The organism is Helicobacter sp. 23-1045, assembly GCF_053654655.1.
The window spans coordinates 1-18,637 of the sequence record NZ_JBSIUR010000012.1; the positions used below are offsets into that span (position 1 = coordinate 1).

The following is an 18,637-nucleotide window of genomic DNA, read 5'->3' on the forward strand; positions in this document are numbered from 1 at the left end:
ATAAAAGCGCGATTTTAGCAAAAATTTCTAAAACTTCGTGCTTTTTGGGGAAATGTTTAGATTCTGCGATTTCGCACAAAAATCGCAGAATCTGCTTAATTTTTCGCAGAATCTAACTTCGCTCTGCCACCAAAACGCCTTCGATAATCTCATCAATATCCCCATCCATCACCGCCTCCACATTGCTATACGCAATATTGCTACGCAAATCTTTGACTTGCTGATAAGGCGCAAACACATACGAGCGGATTTGATGCCCCCAGCCGATTTCGCTTTTTTCGGGCACATCGCTATTTTGCTTTTTTAGCTCCAAATCATAAAGGCGCGATTTTAGCATTTTTAGCGCGGTGGCTTTGTTTTTGTGCTGACTTCTATCATTTTGGCACTGCACGACTAGTCCTGTGGGAAAATGCGTAATGCGAATCGCACTCTCCGTTTTATTGATATGCTGCCCACCTGCGCCACTTGCGCGATAAGTATCGATTCGTATGTCCTTTTCTTCAATCTCAATTTGAATGTCATCATCGACTTCGGGGCTAACTTGCACACTTGCAAAGCTTGTATGTCGCTTTTTGTTCGCATCAAAGGGGCTGATTCGCACCAAGCGATGAATCCCATTTTCACTTTTCGCGTAGCCATAGGCATTTTCGCCCTTTATAAGAAAACTCGCACCCTTAATCCCCGCCTCTTCGCCATCTTGATAGTCCAAAAGCTCGACTTTATAGCCCCTGCGCTCACACCAGCGCAAATACATTCGATAAAGCATACTCGCCCAATCCTGCGATTCTGTCCCGCCTGCGCCGGGCTGAATGCTTACAATTGCGTTCGCGCTGTCGTTTTTGTCGCTTAACATTATCTCAATCTCAATTTGCTTGATTTTGTGCTCCAAATCACGCGATTCGGCAAAGAGATTTTCTAGCAACGCGCTGTCGTTTTCTGCGGTGGCAAGGGCGAAAAGCTCATCGCTGTCATTTAGCGCATTTAGCGCGTTTTCATAAATCTGCAAGATTCGCTCTATGGCGCGTTTTTCCTTGCCGATTTGCGCGACATTTTCGGCATCATTCCAAAAATTTGGCGCGTTTTCCTGCTCTGCAATTCGTGCTAAATCCGCCCTTTTTTCATCGACATTGATAATCTTTGCGATATTTTCAACTTTGATTTTCAAAGCCTTTAAAAGCTCCCCATACTCGTAAGAATCCACGATAAAACCTTAAAAATTTTTTGCGAAATTATACACAAAATTTGAGCGTGAATCTAAAAATAGTTCGCAATCATTAAAGCAAAATTTTATAATTTTATTGCTATTATTTTGCAAAATTTAAGACAAAGGACTTACAATGATTGGCAATAAAATCTATAAAAAAACTCGTAAAACGCGCATTTCGCAAAATCCGCATAGATTCATCAAAAGAAGTTGATTTTTTGGAAAATCTAATCCATAGCGCATTTTGCAAAATAGGCATAGGCTCTGGTGGTGGGGTCGAATCAAGTGGCGAAGAGGGTGTTTTTGTGCTATTAAAACAATCAAAGTCGCCATATTGCATTTTTGATGTGGGCGCGAATGTCGGCAAATATTTGGATTTAATCATAAAATCTCTAAATAATGGAAACTTATCAAGGGGGGGGCAAACCGAATCCGTGTTAGATTCGGCACAAATTCACTGCTTTGAGCCTTCAATTCATACTTTTAAAATGCTACAAGATTTTTATTATAAAAATTACGCACAGCATAAAAATATTACGCTAAATAATTTTGGGTTAGGTGCGAAAAATGCCACTGCAACTTTGCATTATAACGCAAAAGGCTCTGGTTTGGCTTCGCTTACCAAGCGAATATTAGAGCATTTTAATATCGATTTTAAAGAAAGCGAGAAAGTCAAAATCATAACGCTTGATGAGTATTGCAAAGAGCGCAATATTTCACACATTCACTTGCTAAAATATGGACATAGAAGGACACGAACTAGATATTTTGCAGGGCGCAAAAGAAATGTTTGCTAAAAATGCTATCGACATTGCGACATTTGAATTTGGCTGGTGCAATATCGATACAAGGACATTTTTTCAAGATTTTTGGTATTTTTTCAAAGAGCAAAAAATGCAGCTCTATCGCATTTTGCCCAATGGGGCTTTATATAAGATTCACACATACAAAGAGATTTATGAGCAATTTACCACTACAAATTTCGTGGCGGTGCGAGAATAAGTTGCTCTTGCAAGAGTCATTTGAATCGCTTCGCAATCTCATCATACACTGCGTTATTTTCTCTTTTGCCTACCACAAGCACAAGCACCACCAATCGCTCATCGATGACTTCATAGGCAAGTCTATATCCAAGTGATTTTAGCTTGATTTTATACACATTCTCAAAATCGCGCAACTTATCCTTTGGCACTTTGGGATTTGCCAAACGCTGTGCCAATTTCTTTTTAAACTGCTCTTTTATGCCCAAATCTAACTTTTGCCACTCTTTTAACGCCTTTGGCAAAAATTCTAACTCATAGCTCATTTAGATTTACTTTTATGGGCTTTTGTTTGGATTTTTTTGCTAGTGCTACTTCCTTGCTTAACTCGTATTCATCGATAATATCAAGCATTTGATTATATAGCTTTGGCGGGACAATGTAGGCGGTTGGGACATTGTGATTAAGAATGCTAACAGCCCTATTCCCCGCTTTGTTGATAATATCTGTGGGCGATTTTTTTAACTCGCTGATACTTGCACTAAGTGGTGCGCGAACGACTTGCATAATGAGATTCCTTTTGCTTTTAAGATTTAAACCCAAAAATAATACTAAAAAAAGTCTTTTTTGTCAAAAATTACGAATCTAATTTTATGTCAATCAAAATGCGCGATTCGCGTAAAATGCTATTTGGCAAGCTTTTCGTTGATTTCTTTGAGATTATTCCCAATATGTTCTAGCTTATCTCTAATGTCTATAAAAACATAAATTGTGTAAAATAGGGCGATTATCGCTACAATCGCACATATAAAAATAAAGATTGCAGATATAATATTGTAACCTACTGCCAATATAAAAAAAGCAATAGTAGCCACCACAAATGACAACAAAAATGATATATCAATTATCTTACGCCCATAGTTTAAAATAAACTCCTTTACAAACTTCATCTTTTCTCCTTTTTATTTTTGAAATATAAAAACGCAATTATAATAAATCCCCCCCCCCCGTTTGTCAATAGCAATTTGGAGAAATTTTTATATTTTTTGCTATTTTGCATAAGATTCTGCCCCAAATTTTGCGCTATAATGCGAAAAATTTTATTTTTGGGAGGCGTGAAATGACGCTAATTATCGAAAATGTCAAAGAAGAATATGTCCCAGCATTTAGGGAGTTTGCTAAAAAAATGAATGCGAATCTTACCGCCGAATCAAGCGATGATGAATGCCCCATTTGCAAGGCGCACGATTATAGATTCGAGCCTAACGATAGGCTTTTGGAGGCGATACGCGAAGTGGAAAATGGCGATACGATTAAGTTTAGCACTCATAGCGAGATGATGAAATATTTGCAAAGCGATAGCAAATGAAATATACCATAGAACTTGCCGAATCATTCAAAAAATCCTTTAAAAAGCTAACGCCACAAGAACAAGAATTATTTAGCAAAGTCTCAATGCGACTAGCTAACGGCGAATCGTTAGAGCCAAAATACCACGACCACGCGCTAAAAGGCGACTACAAAGGCTACCACGAATGCCACATAAAGCCAAACTTGCTTTTAATCTACCAAAAACAAGATGATAAATTGATTTTATATTGCCTTGACATAGGCACTCACAGCGAACTTTTTAAGAAATAATTTTATGCAAAAAAATGCGCTAGATTCTGCCAAAATCCCCAAGATTTGCACTATCAAAATCCACACCATTAAAATAATATCTGGGCGGTTTAAGGGCAAGGTTTTAAATGCGACAATTTTGCCACACACGCGCCCGACAAAGGCGATTGTGCGCGAATCTGTCTTTAATACGATTGCGCCTTTTTTGCGTGGCAAAATTTTTGTGGAATGCTTCGCAGGATATGGCTCTATGGGCTTTGAGGCGTTGTCGCGTGGGGCTTTGCGTGTGATTTTTTTGGAAAAAGATGCGCAAAGTTTTGGGATTTTGCAAAAAAATATCGCGCTTTTTGATAAAACTTTTGAAGATTCGCGTGGCGATTCGCAAAATTTGCGCGATAAAATAACGGCGCAAAATGTGGATTGTTTCGCAGTTTTGGGCGAGATTATGCGCAAATACACAAATGCGATTTTTTATTTTGACCCACCATTTGGGGAAAATGGCGAGTTTTATAAAAAGATTTTTGCGCTTTTAGATTTGGTAAATTCGCACACAAATCCGCCAAATCTAGCGAATCAAATGCTAATTTTTGAGCATAATTCTGCGTTTCAAATGCCTGATTTGATTGCGAATCTCCCACGCCAAAAATACAAGAAATTTGGCAAAACGAGCATTAGCTATTATTTTGTGGCATAATTTTTGCTTGATTCGCGGTAGAATTTAATATAAAAATTTACAAAAATGGAGTAAAAATGGCAGAGGAACAACAACAGCCAAGTGGCGGTGGCAAGGGTAAAATCATCGTTATAATCATCGTAGTTTTATTGCTACTAATCGCGGGACTTGTGGTGGCATTTATGTTTTTGACGCAGACACCAGAGGAAAGCGCACAGGCAGTGGCAGGAAACAGCAACGCACCACAGCAAACGCAGACAAGCAATGTGATGGGCGAGACAAATGCGCGATATCTGCGAATCGGACCGATTTTTCAGCTTGACCAATTTATCGTAAATCTGCTCTCACAGGGCGGTAGGCGATATTTGAAAATCAGCATAGGGTTGGAGATGACTACGGCGAATTTAGAAAATGAGCTAAACGCCAAACGCGCGCTTGTGCGCGATATAATCATCGGCATTTTGTCCTCCAAATCGCCTGAGGACATAAGCACCACGCGGGGCAAGGACAAGATGAAAGAGGAAATCGTGCAACGGCTTAATGAAAACCTTGTCGATGGCAAGATTCGCAATGTGTTTATCTCTGATATGGCGATTCAATAGCGTGATTTATGGCGTTTTGGCTTTGTGAGTTAGGGAATCTATCGCGTGGTAGGCGTAGATATAGTCGCCATAAATCGCATTGAGCGACTTTTAAAAAAATATAATATAAGTTTTTTGAAAAATTTTTTATGTCAAAGCGAGATAGATTTATGCGTTAAGGGGCGCAAATCTAGCGATTTTGGCGATTTAAGTTGCTTTAATGTCGAGCGAATCGCAGGATTTTATGCCGCAAAAGAGGCGATTGCAAAGGCACTGCGCTGTGGAATCAGCAAAAATCTCACATTTAAAGACATAATTTTAAGCAAAGATTTTCAAGGCGCACCCAAAGCAAAGCTAAGCAAACGCGCAAAAAAAAGATTTGGCATTAAGAAAATTCATCTCTCAATCTCGCACGAAAGGGGACTGCGTGGCGATTCGCAAGGTGGATATGCAGTCGCCTTTGTGATGATAAAAAAATGCTAGATTCTGCGAATTTTGAGATAAAACGCAGAATCTATAAAATTATAAAGGCAGATTCTGCGATTCGCAGAATCTAGTGTGAAAATCGCAGAATCTACCGCAGAATCTAGTGTGAAAATCGCAGAATCTACCGCAGAATCTTGCGTGAAAATCGCAGAATCTACCGCAGAATCTTGCGTGAAATTCGCAGAATCTACGGCAGAATCTTGCGATTTATCGCATTAAATTCGCATTAAATTCATCGTAGCGCAATGAATCCCGCCACCTTGACGAATGAGAATGCGCGAATCTATGGGGATAATCGCCCTATTTTTTACAAGTTTTTTGAATATTTCAAGTGCTATTTTGTCATTTTTTTTATCCCCAAATGTCGGCACAAAAATCGCACCATTTGCAAAAATAAAATTCGCATAACTCGCTGAAAGTCTTTGCCTATCGTAAAAAATCGCCTTTGGCAAAGGCAGTGGCACTAGCTTAAAATCCGCGCATTTTTGTTTTAGCTCTACCTCCATCGCGCTTAACGCCCCAAAATGCGCATCATTTTTATCATAGCACTTCACATAAACAATCGTTTTTTTATCCACAAATCGCGCCAAATTATCGATATGCGAATCCGTATCATCGCCTAAAAGTTCGCCATTTTCAATCCAAATGACGCGCTTTGTGCCCAAATATTTTTTTAGTTTTTTTGTGATTTGCGTTTGATTTAGGCGATTGCGATTAGGCGAAATAAGGCAGTGCGTGGTAGTTAGCAAAGTTTCGCCGTTTGTCTCAACGCTACCGCCCTCTAAAATGAAATTTTTTTGCTTAAATTTTATAAGATTTTTGCCAAAAAAGCCCATTTTTTGCAATTTTTCAAAGATTTTTGCCCCTGCTAAATTATCCAAATTTGATGGATATTTCGCGCCCCACGCATTAAAAATAAAGTCATTTAAAATTAACTTTCCATTTTTTTTAATGCTAAGTGGCGCAAAATCCCTACACCACGAATCATTTAGCACAATTTGCAAAAAAATACAATTTTTTTGCTTTTTTATTTTGCTAATATCGCTTTCGTATTTATACAAAACTATGACAGGCTGAAAGTGCGCAATTTGCGTGATAATCTCACACATTTTGCTCTGAATTTCACGCAAATACGGACGCCAATCGCTATCAATGTGTGGCATTGCGATGATTGTGGCACTCTGTCGCTCCCACTCTGGCACAAAATATTTCATTTTAACCCCCTTTTTATGTTGGTATCAAATCGCATAAAATATCATAAATTTTCCACACGCTATCCAAATCTAACGCTTCATTTTTAGAATGTGGGTGCAAAATCGTAGGACCGATTGAGATAACCTCGTGCAACGCGCACTTTTGCTTTAAAATGCCACACTCTAACCCCGCGTGAATCTGCACGATTTTATGGGCGATTTTGTGCTTTTTGTAGAGCGTTTGCAACTGCGCCAAAATAGGCGAGTCTCCATTAGATTCGCGCTCCCACGCACTATAAAAGCCACTAAAAGCGACATTTTCGCCAAAGAGCGATTTTAAGCGCGATTTGTGGCGGTGCAAAAATTCATCGCTATTTGCGCGAACCATAATTTTAAGGCACTCATCGCTAATAAGCGAAAAATTTAGGCTAGAAGTAACGCCCTGTGCGCTCATCTCATAAATGCCGTTATGCAAACGCAACAAATGCGGGATAATGGTGCTAGGCAGGGGATTTTGTGGCGTGAAATTTTTTAGCTTTTTTAGGGCGATATGGGGCGTGGATTGCTTCGGCGATTCTATCGAATCGCCTCGCAATGACGGATTTATTTTAGATTCTGCGTAAAACGCAGAATCTAGTAAAGGCGAATTGTCTAAATCGTTTGCAATTCTAGTATCTTGCGCGAGATTGGATAAAGAAACTTCGGCTTCGCCTTGTTTTGTGGGTTGCGCAGAAAAATTCGATTGAGATAAGGCTGTGAGCCTATCGAATGAGAATTTTTCAAGCTCCCGCAAAGATTGCGTAAGAGACGAATTGCTAGTCGCAATTACTGCCCTTGCGTTTATGGGGATAGCATTTCTTGCCTCCCCTCCGCTGATTTCTAAAATCTCAAATTCTCCCATTTCGCGTAGCGATTCAAGCCTCCAAAGTAGCTCCACAATGGCATTTGGGATATTTTTGTCAATGTCGATTCCGCTATGTCCTCCGCGAAAATTTTGCGCTGTGAGTTCGTAAAATGTGGGATTTTTTGGATTGTTTCGATTTAGCATAGCCGAATCTTGCAATGACGAAAAAGGCACAGATTCGCGCATAAACGCACCAAAAGAAATATCCGCATCAAAGCCTCCCGCGCAACCCACGCAGATTTCATTCACGCATTCGCTATCCAAATTTATCATCGTTTTGGAGTGCGCTTGAAGCGTGATATTGTTCGCGCCAATCATTCCTATTTCCTCATCATTTGTCAGCAAAATTTCGATATTTGTCCGCGTTTTGGCAAAATGCAAAAGCAAGGCAACGGCTATTCCATTGTCCGCGCCAAGCGATGAATCGCGGGATTTTAAAAAGCCATTTTCCACAAAGGGCGCGATTTTGTCCCCCACTAGCACCATATCGTAATGCGCTTGAAAGATTATGTGCGGTTTGCCTTTGAATGCGTGGATATTTCCCGCGCTGTCAGTTTGAATCTTGCAATCGCATTTCGTTAAAAAATCAATGATAAATTTTGCAAGATTTTGCGTTTGTCCGCTTGGGTGCGGGATTTCACAAATTTTATAAAAAATTTCTAGGATTTTTTGTAATTGTTCGCCCATCAAAATTCCAGCTTTTTTACTTTATGCACCTTGCTATATTCCACGATTTTGCCGTGAAAGCGCGCATAGACTTCATATAGCGGTATTTCGCGCTCATAAAGCAAAACCACGCGCCCGTAATTTTCCACAATTCCGCGCATTAAAAAGTCCGCAATATCATCATACTCGTAAAATTCAAAGCCATATTCGCCTAAAAGTCGTTGCGTGTATTTATCGCACACCATTATTTCGCGCCCACAGGCATAGTTTAGGATTGAATCCGCGCTCTCTTTCCCCACGCCCTTTTGATTTAGTAGCCACTCCCGCGAGACATTTTCCGCGAATCCTTCAAAGTCGCCAAAGTCATTTAAAATATTTTGCGCTAGATTTTGGAGTCGAATCGACTTTTGCCGAAAAAATCCACTTGTTTTTATCGCATTTTGCAAGATAATCAAATCGCAATTTGCAAGTGATTCAAGCCCTAGCAAATCCAAACGCGCCAAAGATTCCAAAGATGATTCCACATTTTTCCAATTTGTATTTTGCGTAAGAATCGCGCCTACTACGACTTCAAAAGTCCTAGCATTTTTCCACCACAAAGGAGGTGCGTTATCTAGCAAATTTTGCGCTTTAAGAAAGGCTAGTAAATCAAAAGAATTTTGTAAGTTTTGCATTTTTTAAAAATGGCGCGTGAAAGTCCGCGCTGAGCGAACTTTCCAGCACCAAAAGCATCAGTTAAGCAATCGCAAAATATTTTGCTGAATTGCATTTGCCTGACTCATCGCGTAGCTTCCGCTTTGTGTCAAAATATTTAGCTTGCTAAATGTCGAGCTCTCCGCTGCGAAATCCACTTCGCGGATTTGAGATTCTGCGGCTTGGACATTTACTTGCGTTACGGAGATATTATTCACCGTGCTAATCATTTGCCCTTGCACTGAACCTAAATCCGAGCGCACTTTGTCAAGCTGTTTTGTAGCAGATTCTGCGATATCCATCACGAGCATCGCGCCTTTTAGCGTGGTTACACCTGCGCCGACAATTAGCGGTTTGCCATTATCGAATGCTTCCTCAGACTGCTTAACCCAAAAATTATTGTAGTTTAATCCAGCTGCGGAGCGGACATCTTTATTAAACACGCCCAAAACATCGCGCAAATTTATCGTAGTTTGCGCAGTTTCCTCCACATCCTCATAAAATCCAATATCCTCAAACATCAAGTCATCCGGGTCCTCCGCACTCGCCACGACAATATCTTTCGCATCGGTTCTAATTAGCGTTAGTCGCCCATAGTTTAGCGAACCTTCATCCGCTTCAAATGGGTCGCCATCGATACTTTGTCCGCCATTCATTTCTTCGATTGCCATATCATCGTTTGCGCCATCGTCATTCGCAGAGAAGCGAATCCCGCGCCCATCGATACTTCGCAAGTTTAATCGTCCATCCGCATCGACATACGCTTCCACGCCTGTGTCGCTTGTGACTTTGTTGATTGACTGCACTAGGCGTCCATCGCTGTCATTTGCCTTAATCCCTGTGATATTGCCAATAAGCATTCCATTGATTGAGACATTCATCAAGCTCCCTGAAATAATCGCAGTATCCGATGTCGAAATCACATTCCAAGTCGCCTTAATGCCTGTTTTATCGGAGCTTTTATTGATAATCTCCGCCAAAACGCCAATCCCTGTGCCCGCAGAGTGCGATATTTTCACACTCTCAAAGCTGAAATCATTCACACCATCAACTGATTTTAGAACGATTTTCGCATCCAATGATTCCTCAATCATTTTGCCTGTTTTTAGGCGCACTTGACCGATTTTATCGCTTGTAGTTGAGCCAATCGAAGCTTTAATGCTTTGATTTGAATACGCACCCACTTGGAATTCTTTATTTGTGTATTGCCCTGAAAGTAACGCCTGTCCGTTAAATGTAGTCGTATTACCGATATAATCTAGCCCTTGAATCAAACGAATAATATCCGCTTGAATCGCTTGACGAGATTCAGTAGTCTGCCCATCTTGCGCTGCTTGCGTTGCCTTTGTTTTGATGGTATCCAAAATTTTGATTTGCTCATCCATCGCTTTGTCCGCGATTTGGATAATGCCCATCGCATCATTGGTGTTACGAATCGCCTGACCCAAAGAATTCGCTTGTGAGCGAAGCGAGTCCGCAATCGTCATACCCGAAGCATCATCTGCCGCCTTGTTAATCCGTAATCCTGAACTCAATTTTTCTAGCGAGTCTTTCATAAGTCGCTGAGTGAGAGTAGCCTGCACATGCGAGTTCATCGCATTTATGTTAGTATTGACCTGAAAAGCCATTTTAAACTCCTTTTTAAATATTTGCTAAGATGTCCTTATCTTAGGTAGAATTCAAATCGAATTTTTAGGATTTGTTTTAAATAAATTTTGGAGAATATTTGTGAAAAAGCATAAATTTAGCGCAGAATCTCGCATAAATTCGCAGAATCTAGATTCTACGAATCTTGCCAAATCTCGCAATGCCAAAAAGGGCAAGCGTGGGTTTAAGCGCATTTACAACGCATTTTTTTATTCAATAAGCGGACTAAAAACGGCATTTTGCGAAGAAGAAGCATTTCGCCAAATTGTGCTAGTTTCGGCGATTTTAATCCCGCTTGGCGCATTTTTGGGCGAATCTTTTAGCGAAAAAGTGCTTTTGATTTTGCCCTGCGTAATTGCCATTTTGGCGGAGTTAGCGAACTCGGCGATTGAAAATGCCATCGATTTTGCGGGGCTAGAAATCCACCCATTTGCCAAAAATGCCAAAGATATGGGAAGCGCAATGCAATTTATCGCGTGTGCGTTTATGGCGGGTGTGTGGGGATTTTATCTAATTGAAAGGTTTTTGTTATGAAAATATTTTTGGCGATTTTTATCGCGGTTTTTATTGTGGGTTGCGAGAAAAAAGCGACTTTTGGATTTACTTCAAGTGATTGCAATGAAGTTTATAGTATCTGCCTAAACAAATGCACGCAAAGCGGAAAGTCCCGCGCAGACTGCCTCCAAAGCTGTGAGCGAAGTCGCGGAATGTGTAATGCGGTGAAAACAAAAGGCTGTATGCAAAATTGCAATAAAAGCTACGGCAAAAACACCCCCTCCGCTGAATCTTGCAAACGACAATGTGCAGAAAACGCGAGATAGGGATTCTGCGGATTTAGATTCTGCGATTTTCGTGCGAGATTCTGCGCTGATTTTTGTTAGATTCTGCGATTTTCGTGCGAGATTCTGCGAGTTTTGAAGTAAGATTCTGCGAAATTTATTTTATTCGCAGAATCTAAATTGTCTCGATATGGACGCTAATTGCGCCACTTTTTTTAATTGCGTTTAAAATCGCGATGATATTTTGCGAGTCCGTCCCGATAGTTTGCAAAGCACGGACGAGGGATGAAATCGTGGGTAATTTTGCAGATTCTGCGGATTTAGATTCTGCGATTTTCGTGCGAGATTCTGCGCTAATTTTTTCGCTAGATTCTGCGTCAATAACGCTAGATTCTGTGTTTTTATGCGCCGTATTTCCCACGCTAATGCTAGATTCTGCGATTTCGATTGTTATATCGCCGTAACTTATGGTGATTGGTTGAATTGTGATTTCCTTGCCCGTGATGATTGTGCCGTTTGCCTCATCGATGATGATTTTGTCGCCCTTGCTGTAATTCACCTCAATCTCGCCTATGATGGAGAGAAACTCCACCATTCCCATATTTTGCGGTTTGTTTAGCGCGATTGTGCGCGGGTCTTTTGCGGTGGCGAGATTATCGCCAAAATGCGCGTTTATGCGCTCTTGGATATTAAAGGCGTTTTTAAAATCCGCTGTTTTTAAACTCAGCAGGGCATTTTGCTTGTTATAAATGTCATAAACTAGCTCCCGCTCGATGATTGCGGCATTTTGAATAGTCGCACTTGGCGCATTTGCGCTAATTGAAATATTGCCCTGCGCGATGGCGTAAATATTCCCATCAATCGCGCTAAGTGGCGTAAGCACGAGCGTCCCACCTGCCAAAGACTTCGCATCGCCGATAGATGAGACAAAAACATCGATTTTATCGCCAGAACGCGCAAATGGCGGAAGTTTCGCACTTACAATCACTGCGGCGACATTTTTGGATTTGATATCATTTGGCGAGACTTTGATATTCATCCCTTCTAACATATTTGAAATGCCCTGCATTGTGAATTTTGAGCCTTTATCGCCCGTGCCATTTAGCCCGATAATCAGTCCGTATCCTGTGAGTTCATTTTCCCTCACGCCCACAACGCTACTAATATCCTTTATTTTCGCACACAGCGCAAAATCAAGCAATAAAAATAATGCAAAAATTACTCGCAAAACTCAATCCTTGTGTGAAATTTGCATAAATCAAGCAAATGATATTCCGTGAGTGCGTGGGGCAGAATCTGCGCTAAAATCGCCCAAAAATCACTCCCCACCCGCTTTTTGCTTTCTCAAACTTCGCATTTTTATCTTTTAGCGCAAATGCCCTCAAAATCATCGTTTGGATAATGACTTGCCAAAATCCAAGATTTATCACACGATTTTGCATTGTGAAAAATATACTGATAGATTCTGCTAAAAATAGCAGTGGCAAACAAAAAATATGCAAAAATTAAAATGATTTGCGGGGGATTTGTGGGATTTGTGCTTGGATTAAAATTTGCAGAATTTGGATTTTGCGAAAGATTTAGATTCTGCGGATTTTGTGCTAGATTCTGCGGATTTCTATTCTGCCCCCCCGATTTGCGTTACACATATTTACACTCCAAATTTAAAATGAAAATCGCTATTTTATCATAGTTTATCGCACAATTTCTTACAAATATACACAAACGCAGGGGGGATATTTAGCACCACACTTTTGCTTTTTCGCACTTCGCCAAAAGTCTTGTAAAGTTTGCGTTTAAAGACTTTCGCGCTTGGCAGTGGCGAGTGGTAGGCAAATGTATTAAAATAACCGCCCTGCGATAGCGCGCCATAGACACTTTTTAGCATTACGCTTTGCTCTCTTACATTCAAAAACGACCACGGAATGCCACTTATGATAACATCCGCACTCTCCATATCGCGCATCTCCATCATCGCACTCAAATCTTTTGCCGAGCCTAGCGCAATATCAAGCGTTGGGAATTTGCCTTTTAGCTCCCGCGCGAAGTTTGGATTGATTTCTACGGCGAAAAACTTCGCATTTGGGGACTTTTTTCGCAATATTTCTTTTGTAAATGCCCCACTACCCGCGCCAATTTCGATGATATTTTTAGCGCACTCCAAATTTGCGCCCTCTGTGATTACCTGTGCTAGGGCTTTGGAGCTTTGCATAATCGCGCCTGTGGTTTTTGGGTGGCGAATGTAATTTAGTAAAAACATAAATTTGCCCTTGATTTTTGTGAAAATAAAGGCGCAATTATATCGTGAATCTTATAAATTCGCAGAATCTCGCAAAAATCGCAGAATCTTAATAATATCGCAGAATCTCGCAAAAATCGCAGAATCTCGCGCGGGAGATTTTGGCAGATTCTGCGAATCAAGCAAAATTCGCAGAATCTCTCTTATTTCACAATCATTTCACAATTTCACTCTAACATTTTGCTTCGGGATTTTTGGCGCTTTGGCTTTTTGGAATGCCGACTTTAAAAAACTCCAAAAATCCCGCAAATTTTGATTTGTAAGGAGCAAATTATGAAAGTTTTGAGTAGTATTTTGGCGGTAACTATCGCTAGTGGTGCGCTTTTCGCGGCGGATTTTAGCAAAAGTAGCAATGCGGATTTGCTAAATTTGGCTGGGAAAATCAAAGCAGAGGAAGCAAAGGACTATTTTGCTGAGATTGAAAAGCGCGTAGATGAGATGACAGGCAAGGAAGCGCGGGAGTTTAGGGAAAAATTTCACGCAAACGAGCAAAAAGTCTTTGACAATATGAAAATGAAAGACATTCGCGCTTATAAGCAATCTCTTGCAGGTGCGCGTGGCGGGAAAGCTTGTGGCGGTTTTGGCAATCCACCTTTTGATAAAGGTAGCAAGGGCGCAAAAGGCACAAAAGGTGCAAAAAGTGCAAAGGGTGAATATAATAAAGGCAAAGGACAAGGGCGTGGAAATTGTGGTGCAAACTGCAATCCTCCCGCACCACCTGCGAAATAATTGTTAGATTTTATGCTAGATTCGTGGTAGAATCTAGCGTATATTTTTTGGCGATTTTGCGATTCGCCGTAGATTCGCCAAAAAATATCACAAAAATTTTAGGATTTGGGTAAAAAATGAGCGCGAAAATTTTGCTTTTAGAAGATGATTTTGTGTTGAGCGAAATACTTTGTGAGTTTTTGGAGGAAGAGGGCTTTGAAGTCGCCCACTGCGTGAGCGCAAGTGAAGCACTTGATTTGGCGTATGAAAAGCCCTTTGACATTTGGCTTTTAGATGTGAAAGTGCCTTTGGGAGATTTTGAAGCAAACGATTCGCCCGGATTTGCCGTGCTAAAAGCACTGCGTGAGGCGGATAAAACCACGCCTTGCATTTTTATCACTTCGCTATCAAGTATCGGCGATTTGAAAGAGGGATATGGCGTGGGTTGCGATGATTTTTTGCGAAAGCCATTTGAGCTGACAGAGCTAAAATTGCGAATCCAAACGCTACTCAAACGGACATTTTCGCATAAAAATGAGGATTTTTTGCCTTTGGGCGATGGCTTTAAATTTGATATGATTTCAAAGGTTTTGTATAAGGATTTAAGCCCTATCGCACTGACAAAAAAGGAAAATATGCTTTTAAATATTTTGCTAAAAAATGCGCCATCTTATGTGAGCGTGGATGCGATTTTTGAAGAGCTGTGGGATTATAATCAAAACCCAAGCGAAATGAGCCTCCGTGCGTATATAAAAAATCTGCGAAAGATTTTAGGAAAAGAAAAAATCTTAAATCTACAAGGGAGTGGATATTGTTATGTTTTATAAAATTTTAACGCGCTTTGGTGGCAATTTGTTCTTGGGTATTCATTTGCGTTGTTTTGGCACAAAATTTCGCTCAATGAACCCATCAGTTCTATCTCGCTCATTTCGTGTCAAAATAACGCAAAGCAATACCGCAATTACTTCGATTGTTTGTTTAGATTCTGCGATTCGCAAAATCTAACAAACACAAGGCACATAAATGTTTAGAGATTCAAAAAAAACCATCATAAAGATTTTAGCCCTTTATCTTGGCACAAGCGCGGTTTTTCTTTGCATCGGCTTTTATTTTCTAAATGTCAAAATGACGCAAAATATCGTTTATAAGCAAATGGCAGAGCTTCGCGACACTTCGTTTTATATCCTTGATGTGTTGCGCCGTAGCTACATTTGGGAAATCGCATTAGAGGACATAAAGGCGCGCACACCGATACCATTTGCGATTTATGATAGGCGAAATAATTTGCTATTTTCAAATCTCTCCCGCAACCCAAATCCCCGTGAATTGCGCGATGGCTTTTATCGATTTGAGGATAAAATCATCGTAAATCCGCTTATGCCTCCGCAAAATGAGCGCGGACAATGGCAAATGCGTGGCGAGATGGGCGATGAAGTCCGCGATGGGCGCGGATATAGGCGTTCGCATTACAAGATTTTTTTGGAGAGAGACAACGCTGATGATGAGATTTTGGCGATGAGGTTAAAGCTAGGATTCGCTTTGCTAGCGGTATTTGTGGCGATGGGTGCGGTGGCGACTATTTTGGTGCATCTTTTTTTAAAACCGCTAAATGAATACATCGCCGCGCTAGACGCATTTATCAAAGATTCAACCCACGAAATAAATACGCCTTTAAGCGTGATTTTGATGAGTATTGAGACGCTAAAAACGGACAATTTCACCCCAAATGAGCGCAAAAAGATTGAGCGAATCAAATTTGCCTCTTTGCAATTAAACTCTATTTATAATTCGCTTGTGGCGTATAATTTTCCCCGCCACACGCAAAAAGAGCAAATAAATTTGGAGGCGATTTTGCGTGAGCGATTAGAATTTTTTACGCCATTTTTTAATCAAAAAAATTTAGAGATTCGCCTAAATTTGCGCGAATCTTACATAAACGCCGAGCAAAACACGCTAAATTCGCTCTTTGACAATCTAATCAGCAATGCGATTAAATACAACAAAAAAGGCGGATTCATCGCTATTGCGCTTGAAAATGGCACATTTAGCATTGAAAATAGTGGAGATTTGATAAAGAGCGAAAATAAAGCCAAAATTTTTGATAGATATGCGCGGTTTGGCACGGATACGGGTGGCTTTGGCATAGGACTTAGTTTGGTAAAAAAAATCTGCGATGAATACGGCATAGCAATCAGCGTGGAGAGCGGCGAAAATAGCAATAGATTCACTCTAAAATTCGCAGAATTTAAAAAGGCAATTTAGTGCATTTGCCAAAAGTATCAATCGTTATTCCCGCATTTAACGCACAAAAACACCTACACACCTGCCTAAAATCTTGTATAACGCAAAATCTAAAAGAAATTGAAATCATTTTGGTAGATGATAAAAGCACGGATTTAACGCTACAAATCGCCCAAAATTTCGCCAAAAATGACGCACGGATAAAGATTGTCTCACACGCGCAAAATCTTGGCACATTTTTAGCGCGGAAAAGTGGCGCATTAAAGGCAAAAGGCGAGTTTATTACATTTTTGGATGCGGATGATTTTTTGAGTGAAAATGCGCTAGATTCTGCGTATAAAAAAGCGCGTGAAAATAGCGCGGATATGGTGCATTTTGGCATTTCGCTTGTGCCTTTGCCAAAATTTGCTTCGCTTCCAAAGTTGCAAATGCAAACGCTAGAAAATGACGAGATTTTGGGGCAGATTTTTGTGAGAGATTTTAAGTGTGGATTTTTGATTGCGTGTGGGAAGTTATACAGCACAAATCTCGTGCGTAGCGCGTTTGGCAAACTAAATTTTATAAATCGCCATTTGGTTGCGAGTGAAGATTCTGCGCTGTTTTTGGTGCTTTGCGCGCTTGCAAAAAAGAGCATTAGCGCAGAATCTGCCTTATATTTTTACACGCAAAATCCCCACTCGCTTTTAAAAAGCGATGAAAGTGGCGCGATTTTAAAGCAGGTGGAAAATAGGGAATTTTTGCGCGATAATTTGCCGATTTTAGCGCAGGATGCGGAGTTAGCGGGGAATATTTATTTTAGCAAGGCACTAAAAAATTTGCAAAATTTGATGGATTATTTTATTTGCTACTCAAAGCGATTTTTGCCCCAAAGTGCGGGAGATTCTGCGCCATACATAAAATATAGTTTGCGAAGTTTTAGATTTGTCGCGAGGTGGCAGATTGCGGTAAAATTGGCGATTTATGTGCTATCATTTGGCAAAAAAAGGTTGTAAAGGTTGCAAAATTGAGTGGCGTAAAGTTGAAAATAAAAATTATCTTAAAGGCGATTTTCCACGCAGTGCTTGGGAAAACGAGATTGAAGGCAAAGATTCTGCGATTTTTTTCGCGTGATTATGAGTTAGATTCTGCGGAGTTAGAAATGCTTTTTAAAATGCCTTTAAAAAATGACACGCCAAAGGGCGATTTTATCGCCTCTCTTACGACTTTTCCTGCGCGAATTGGGATTTTAAAATATGCTTTGCATTCCATCTTTTCGCAGAATCTCGCGGCAAAAAAAGTGATTTTGGTTTTAAGCAAGGCAGAGTTTGATGAAGCAAACGCCAAAATCCCACAAGAGGTGTTAGAATTTCAAAAATATGGATTAGAAATAATGTGGGTTGCGCAGAATCTGCGTCAATATAATAAGATTATCCCTATTTTACGGGCGTTTCCAAATGAAAATATTATCACAATCGATGATGATATTTATTATGATAAAAAAACTTTTGAGACGCTTTGGCGCGCGCATTTGAGCGATAAAAGTGCGATTTGGGCGCATAAATCGCGCATTGTGCCGTTTTCTGCGACAAAAATTGATGATTTTTTTGAGTGGAAAATCATTCGCAAACGCAATAAAAAGTGGCAAAATCGCCCACGATTTGATATATTTTTGGAGGGGTGCGGGGGCGTTTTCTACCCGCCAAACTCGCTTCATTGCGATGTTTGCGATGAAAAAAAGTTTATGAACCTCGCCCCAAAGGCGGATGACATTTGGTTGTGGGCGATGGCGGTAATAAAAGGCACAAAGATTGCTTGTGTAAGTCCGCCACTAATGGGCGATGGAGCGGCATTTACGAATTCTGCGAATAATCCAGCACTTTGGCAGCACAATATGAATGGCGGAAATGATAGGCAAATGCGCGGAGTTTTGGCGGAGTATCCGCAGATTCTGCGGATTTTGCAAGATTGCGCGAGATAAAGGGGC

29 protein-coding genes are annotated in these 18,637 nt (G+C 40.5%); 18 read left to right on the forward strand and 11 right to left on the reverse strand.

Going from position 1 to position 18,637, the window contains the following annotated elements; all coding sequences use genetic code 11:
• Nucleotides 1–112: 112 nt before the first annotated feature.
• A complete protein-coding gene (gene prfB / locus ACWIUE_RS10005) occupies nt 113–1,201 on the reverse strand; it encodes a peptide chain release factor 2 (protein WP_454136609.1) in 1,089 nt (362 codons plus the stop codon).
• 140 nt (nt 1,202–1,341) lie between these two features.
• Here prfB and ACWIUE_RS10010 point away from each other — a divergent pair, with 140 nt between their 5' ends.
• Both ACWIUE_RS10010 and ACWIUE_RS10015 read left to right on the forward strand, forming a co-directional pair.
• The gene (locus tag ACWIUE_RS10010; protein WP_454136610.1) at nt 1,342–2,001 is read left to right on the forward strand and encodes an FkbM family methyltransferase; all 660 of its coding nucleotides are present in this window, start codon (nt 1,342–1,344) and stop codon (nt 1,999–2,001) included.
• Nucleotides 1,991–2,206, forward strand: coding sequence for a hypothetical protein (locus ACWIUE_RS10015; protein ID WP_454136611.1), 216 nt, complete (start codon nt 1,991–1,993; stop codon nt 2,204–2,206). The genes ACWIUE_RS10010 and ACWIUE_RS10015 overlap by 11 nt, the downstream gene beginning before the upstream one ends.
• 16 nt (nt 2,207–2,222) lie before the next feature.
• Here the strand turns inward: ACWIUE_RS10015 and ACWIUE_RS10020 are convergent, their stop codons facing one another.
• The 3 genes from ACWIUE_RS10020 to ACWIUE_RS10030 all read right to left on the reverse strand — a co-directional run bounded on the left by ACWIUE_RS10020 (nt 2,223) and on the right by ACWIUE_RS10030 (nt 3,134).
• Nucleotides 2,223–2,510, reverse strand: a complete 288-nt coding sequence (locus ACWIUE_RS10020; RefSeq protein ID WP_454136612.1) for a type II toxin-antitoxin system RelE family toxin — start codon at nt 2,508–2,510, stop codon at nt 2,223–2,225.
• On the reverse strand, nt 2,500–2,751 hold the full coding sequence (locus tag ACWIUE_RS10025; RefSeq protein ID WP_454136613.1) for a type II toxin-antitoxin system Phd/YefM family antitoxin: 252 nt from the start codon (nt 2,749–2,751) through the stop codon (nt 2,500–2,502). Before ACWIUE_RS10025 ends, ACWIUE_RS10020 begins: the two co-directional genes overlap by 11 nt.
• Before the next feature lie 119 nt (nt 2,752–2,870).
• Nucleotides 2,871–3,134: a hypothetical protein gene (locus tag ACWIUE_RS10030; RefSeq protein ID WP_454136614.1), complete on the reverse strand. Its 264-nt coding sequence runs from the start codon at nt 3,132–3,134 to the stop codon at nt 2,871–2,873.
• A gap of 170 nt (nt 3,135–3,304) precedes the next feature.
• Between ACWIUE_RS10030 and ACWIUE_RS10035 the strand changes: the two genes are divergently transcribed.
• From ACWIUE_RS10035 to ACWIUE_RS10060, 6 genes are all read left to right on the forward strand, one after another.
• A complete protein-coding gene (locus ACWIUE_RS10035; RefSeq protein WP_454136615.1) occupies nt 3,305–3,553 on the forward strand; it encodes a hypothetical protein in 249 nt (82 codons plus the stop codon).
• On the forward strand, nt 3,550–3,825 hold the full coding sequence (locus tag ACWIUE_RS10040; RefSeq protein ID WP_454136616.1) for a type II toxin-antitoxin system RelE/ParE family toxin: 276 nt from the start codon (nt 3,550–3,552) through the stop codon (nt 3,823–3,825). Before ACWIUE_RS10035 ends, ACWIUE_RS10040 begins: the two co-directional genes overlap by 4 nt.
• 4 nt (nt 3,826–3,829) lie before the next feature.
• A complete protein-coding gene (gene rsmD, locus ACWIUE_RS10045) occupies nt 3,830–4,498 on the forward strand; it encodes a 16S rRNA (guanine(966)-N(2))-methyltransferase RsmD (RefSeq protein ID WP_454136617.1) in 669 nt (222 codons plus the stop codon).
• A 56-nt stretch (nt 4,499–4,554) separates the two neighbouring features.
• The gene (locus ACWIUE_RS10050) at nt 4,555–5,079 is read left to right on the forward strand and encodes a flagellar basal body-associated FliL family protein (RefSeq protein WP_454136618.1); all 525 of its coding nucleotides are present in this window, start codon (nt 4,555–4,557) and stop codon (nt 5,077–5,079) included.
• Between the two features lie 45 nt (nt 5,080–5,124).
• Complete coding sequence (gene acpS, locus ACWIUE_RS10055; protein WP_454136619.1) at nt 5,125–5,541, forward strand: holo-ACP synthase; 417 nt, start codon at nt 5,125–5,127, stop codon at nt 5,539–5,541.
• A gap of 75 nt (nt 5,542–5,616) precedes the next feature.
• Nucleotides 5,617–5,763: a hypothetical protein gene (locus tag ACWIUE_RS10060; RefSeq protein ID WP_454136620.1), complete on the forward strand. Its 147-nt coding sequence runs from the start codon at nt 5,617–5,619 to the stop codon at nt 5,761–5,763.
• Here ACWIUE_RS10060 and ACWIUE_RS10065 read toward each other — a convergent pair.
• Genes ACWIUE_RS10065 through ACWIUE_RS10080 form a run of 4 tightly spaced genes read right to left on the reverse strand, consistent with a single transcriptional unit; the run spans nt 5,760 to nt 10,628 of the window.
• Entirely contained in the window at nt 5,760–6,758 is a 999-nt protein-coding gene (locus tag ACWIUE_RS10065) for an agmatine deiminase family protein (protein ID WP_454136621.1), read from the reverse strand. The two genes, ACWIUE_RS10060 and ACWIUE_RS10065, sit on opposite strands and share 4 nt — an antisense overlap.
• A gap of 13 nt (nt 6,759–6,771) precedes the next feature.
• Complete coding sequence (locus ACWIUE_RS10070) at nt 6,772–8,328, reverse strand: M20/M25/M40 family metallo-hydrolase (RefSeq protein WP_454136622.1); 1,557 nt, start codon at nt 8,326–8,328, stop codon at nt 6,772–6,774.
• Nucleotides 8,328–8,981 (reverse strand): 3-methyladenine DNA glycosylase, encoded by a 654-nt coding sequence (locus ACWIUE_RS10075; protein WP_454136623.1) that lies wholly within the window; start codon nt 8,979–8,981, stop codon nt 8,328–8,330. Before ACWIUE_RS10075 ends, ACWIUE_RS10070 begins: the two co-directional genes overlap by 1 nt.
• 57 nt (nt 8,982–9,038) lie before the next feature.
• Entirely contained in the window at nt 9,039–10,628 is a 1,590-nt protein-coding gene (locus ACWIUE_RS10080) for a flagellin A (protein ID WP_454136624.1), read from the reverse strand.
• A gap of 100 nt (nt 10,629–10,728) precedes the next feature.
• On the opposite strand from ACWIUE_RS10080, the gene ACWIUE_RS10085 reads away from it, so the two are divergent.
• Both ACWIUE_RS10085 and ACWIUE_RS10090 read left to right on the forward strand, forming a co-directional pair.
• Entirely contained in the window at nt 10,729–11,181 is a 453-nt protein-coding gene (locus ACWIUE_RS10085; RefSeq protein ID WP_454136625.1) for a diacylglycerol kinase, read from the forward strand.
• Nucleotides 11,178–11,468, forward strand: coding sequence for a hypothetical protein (locus tag ACWIUE_RS10090; protein WP_454136626.1), 291 nt, complete (start codon nt 11,178–11,180; stop codon nt 11,466–11,468). Before ACWIUE_RS10085 ends, ACWIUE_RS10090 begins: the two co-directional genes overlap by 4 nt.
• 133 nt (nt 11,469–11,601) lie before the next feature.
• On the opposite strand, the gene ACWIUE_RS10095 is transcribed toward ACWIUE_RS10090, so the two are convergent.
• From ACWIUE_RS10095 to ACWIUE_RS10105, 3 genes are all read right to left on the reverse strand, one after another.
• On the reverse strand, nt 11,602–12,654 hold the full coding sequence (locus ACWIUE_RS10095; protein WP_454136627.1) for a flagellar basal body P-ring protein FlgI: 1,053 nt from the start codon (nt 12,652–12,654) through the stop codon (nt 11,602–11,604).
• Nucleotides 12,655–12,727: 73 nt separating this feature from the next.
• Entirely contained in the window at nt 12,728–12,928 is a 201-nt protein-coding gene (locus tag ACWIUE_RS10100; RefSeq protein ID WP_454136628.1) for a hypothetical protein, read from the reverse strand.
• Nucleotides 12,929–13,113: 185 nt separating this feature from the next.
• Nucleotides 13,114–13,686, reverse strand: coding sequence for a class I SAM-dependent methyltransferase (locus tag ACWIUE_RS10105; RefSeq protein ID WP_454136629.1), 573 nt, complete (start codon nt 13,684–13,686; stop codon nt 13,114–13,116).
• A 4-nt stretch (nt 13,687–13,690) separates the two neighbouring features.
• On the opposite strand from ACWIUE_RS10105, the gene ACWIUE_RS10110 reads away from it, so the two are divergent.
• The 8 genes from ACWIUE_RS10110 to ACWIUE_RS10145 are packed head-to-tail and all read left to right on the forward strand — an operon-like array spanning nt 13,691 to nt 18,631.
• On the forward strand, nt 13,691–13,981 hold the full coding sequence (locus ACWIUE_RS10110) for a hypothetical protein (protein ID WP_454136630.1): 291 nt from the start codon (nt 13,691–13,693) through the stop codon (nt 13,979–13,981).
• Nucleotides 13,982–13,998: 17 nt separating this feature from the next.
• On the forward strand, nt 13,999–14,454 hold the full coding sequence (locus ACWIUE_RS10115; protein ID WP_454136631.1) for a DUF1104 domain-containing protein: 456 nt from the start codon (nt 13,999–14,001) through the stop codon (nt 14,452–14,454).
• Entirely contained in the window at nt 14,412–14,567 is a 156-nt protein-coding gene (locus ACWIUE_RS10120; protein WP_454136632.1) for a hypothetical protein, read from the forward strand. Before ACWIUE_RS10115 ends, ACWIUE_RS10120 begins: the two co-directional genes overlap by 43 nt.
• Nucleotides 14,568–14,570: 3 nt before the next feature.
• Nucleotides 14,571–15,260 carry a response regulator transcription factor gene (locus ACWIUE_RS10125; protein WP_454136633.1) on the forward strand — a complete coding sequence of 230 codons (690 nt, stop codon included), beginning with the start codon at nt 14,571–14,573 and terminating at the stop codon, nt 15,258–15,260.
• On the forward strand, nt 15,250–15,438 hold the full coding sequence (locus tag ACWIUE_RS10130) for a hypothetical protein (RefSeq protein ID WP_454136634.1): 189 nt from the start codon (nt 15,250–15,252) through the stop codon (nt 15,436–15,438). Before ACWIUE_RS10125 ends, ACWIUE_RS10130 begins: the two co-directional genes overlap by 11 nt.
• 18 nt (nt 15,439–15,456) lie before the next feature.
• Nucleotides 15,457–16,695, forward strand: coding sequence for a sensor histidine kinase (locus ACWIUE_RS10135; protein ID WP_454136635.1), 1,239 nt, complete (start codon nt 15,457–15,459; stop codon nt 16,693–16,695).
• A gap of 5 nt (nt 16,696–16,700) precedes the next feature.
• Nucleotides 16,701–17,666 (forward strand): glycosyltransferase family 2 protein, encoded by a 966-nt coding sequence (locus ACWIUE_RS10140; protein ID WP_454136637.1) that lies wholly within the window; start codon nt 16,701–16,703, stop codon nt 17,664–17,666.
• A gap of 11 nt (nt 17,667–17,677) precedes the next feature.
• Nucleotides 17,678–18,631 (forward strand): hypothetical protein, encoded by a 954-nt coding sequence (locus ACWIUE_RS10145; RefSeq protein ID WP_454136638.1) that lies wholly within the window; start codon nt 17,678–17,680, stop codon nt 18,629–18,631.
• Nucleotides 18,632–18,637 lie beyond the last annotated feature (6 nt).

Bases quoted from the DNA above. Each gene is read 5' to 3' on its own strand.
- ACWIUE_RS10015 (WP_454136611.1), top strand. From the start codon at position 1,991: ATGTTTGCTAAAAATGCTATCGACATTGCGACATTTGAATTTGGCTGG.
- ACWIUE_RS10020 (WP_454136612.1), bottom strand. From the start codon at position 2,510: ATGAGCTATGAGTTAGAATTTTTGCCAAAGGCGTTAAAAGAGTGGCAA.
- ACWIUE_RS10025 (WP_454136613.1), bottom strand. From the start codon at position 2,751: ATGCAAGTCGTTCGCGCACCACTTAGTGCAAGTATCAGCGAGTTAAAA.
- ACWIUE_RS10030 (WP_454136614.1), bottom strand. From the start codon at position 3,134: ATGAAGTTTGTAAAGGAGTTTATTTTAAACTATGGGCGTAAGATAATT.
- ACWIUE_RS10035 (WP_454136615.1), top strand. From the start codon at position 3,305: ATGACGCTAATTATCGAAAATGTCAAAGAAGAATATGTCCCAGCATTT.
- ACWIUE_RS10040 (WP_454136616.1), top strand. From the start codon at position 3,550: ATGAAATATACCATAGAACTTGCCGAATCATTCAAAAAATCCTTTAAA.
- rsmD (WP_454136617.1), top strand. From the start codon at position 3,830: ATGCAAAAAAATGCGCTAGATTCTGCCAAAATCCCCAAGATTTGCACT.
- ACWIUE_RS10050 (WP_454136618.1), top strand. From the start codon at position 4,555: ATGGCAGAGGAACAACAACAGCCAAGTGGCGGTGGCAAGGGTAAAATC.
- ACWIUE_RS10065 (WP_454136621.1), bottom strand. From the start codon at position 6,758: ATGAAATATTTTGTGCCAGAGTGGGAGCGACAGAGTGCCACAATCATC.
- ACWIUE_RS10070 (WP_454136622.1), bottom strand. From the start codon at position 8,328: ATGGGCGAACAATTACAAAAAATCCTAGAAATTTTTTATAAAATTTGT.
- ACWIUE_RS10075 (WP_454136623.1), bottom strand. From the start codon at position 8,981: ATGCAAAACTTACAAAATTCTTTTGATTTACTAGCCTTTCTTAAAGCG.
- ACWIUE_RS10080 (WP_454136624.1), bottom strand. From the start codon at position 10,628: ATGGCTTTTCAGGTCAATACTAACATAAATGCGATGAACTCGCATGTG.
- ACWIUE_RS10090 (WP_454136626.1), top strand. From the start codon at position 11,178: ATGAAAATATTTTTGGCGATTTTTATCGCGGTTTTTATTGTGGGTTGC.
- ACWIUE_RS10105 (WP_454136629.1), bottom strand. From the start codon at position 13,686: ATGTTTTTACTAAATTACATTCGCCACCCAAAAACCACAGGCGCGATT.
- ACWIUE_RS10115 (WP_454136631.1), top strand. From the start codon at position 13,999: ATGAAAGTTTTGAGTAGTATTTTGGCGGTAACTATCGCTAGTGGTGCG.
- ACWIUE_RS10125 (WP_454136633.1), top strand. From the start codon at position 14,571: ATGAGCGCGAAAATTTTGCTTTTAGAAGATGATTTTGTGTTGAGCGAA.
- ACWIUE_RS10130 (WP_454136634.1), top strand. From the start codon at position 15,250: ATGTTTTATAAAATTTTAACGCGCTTTGGTGGCAATTTGTTCTTGGGT.
- ACWIUE_RS10135 (WP_454136635.1), top strand. From the start codon at position 15,457: ATGTTTAGAGATTCAAAAAAAACCATCATAAAGATTTTAGCCCTTTAT.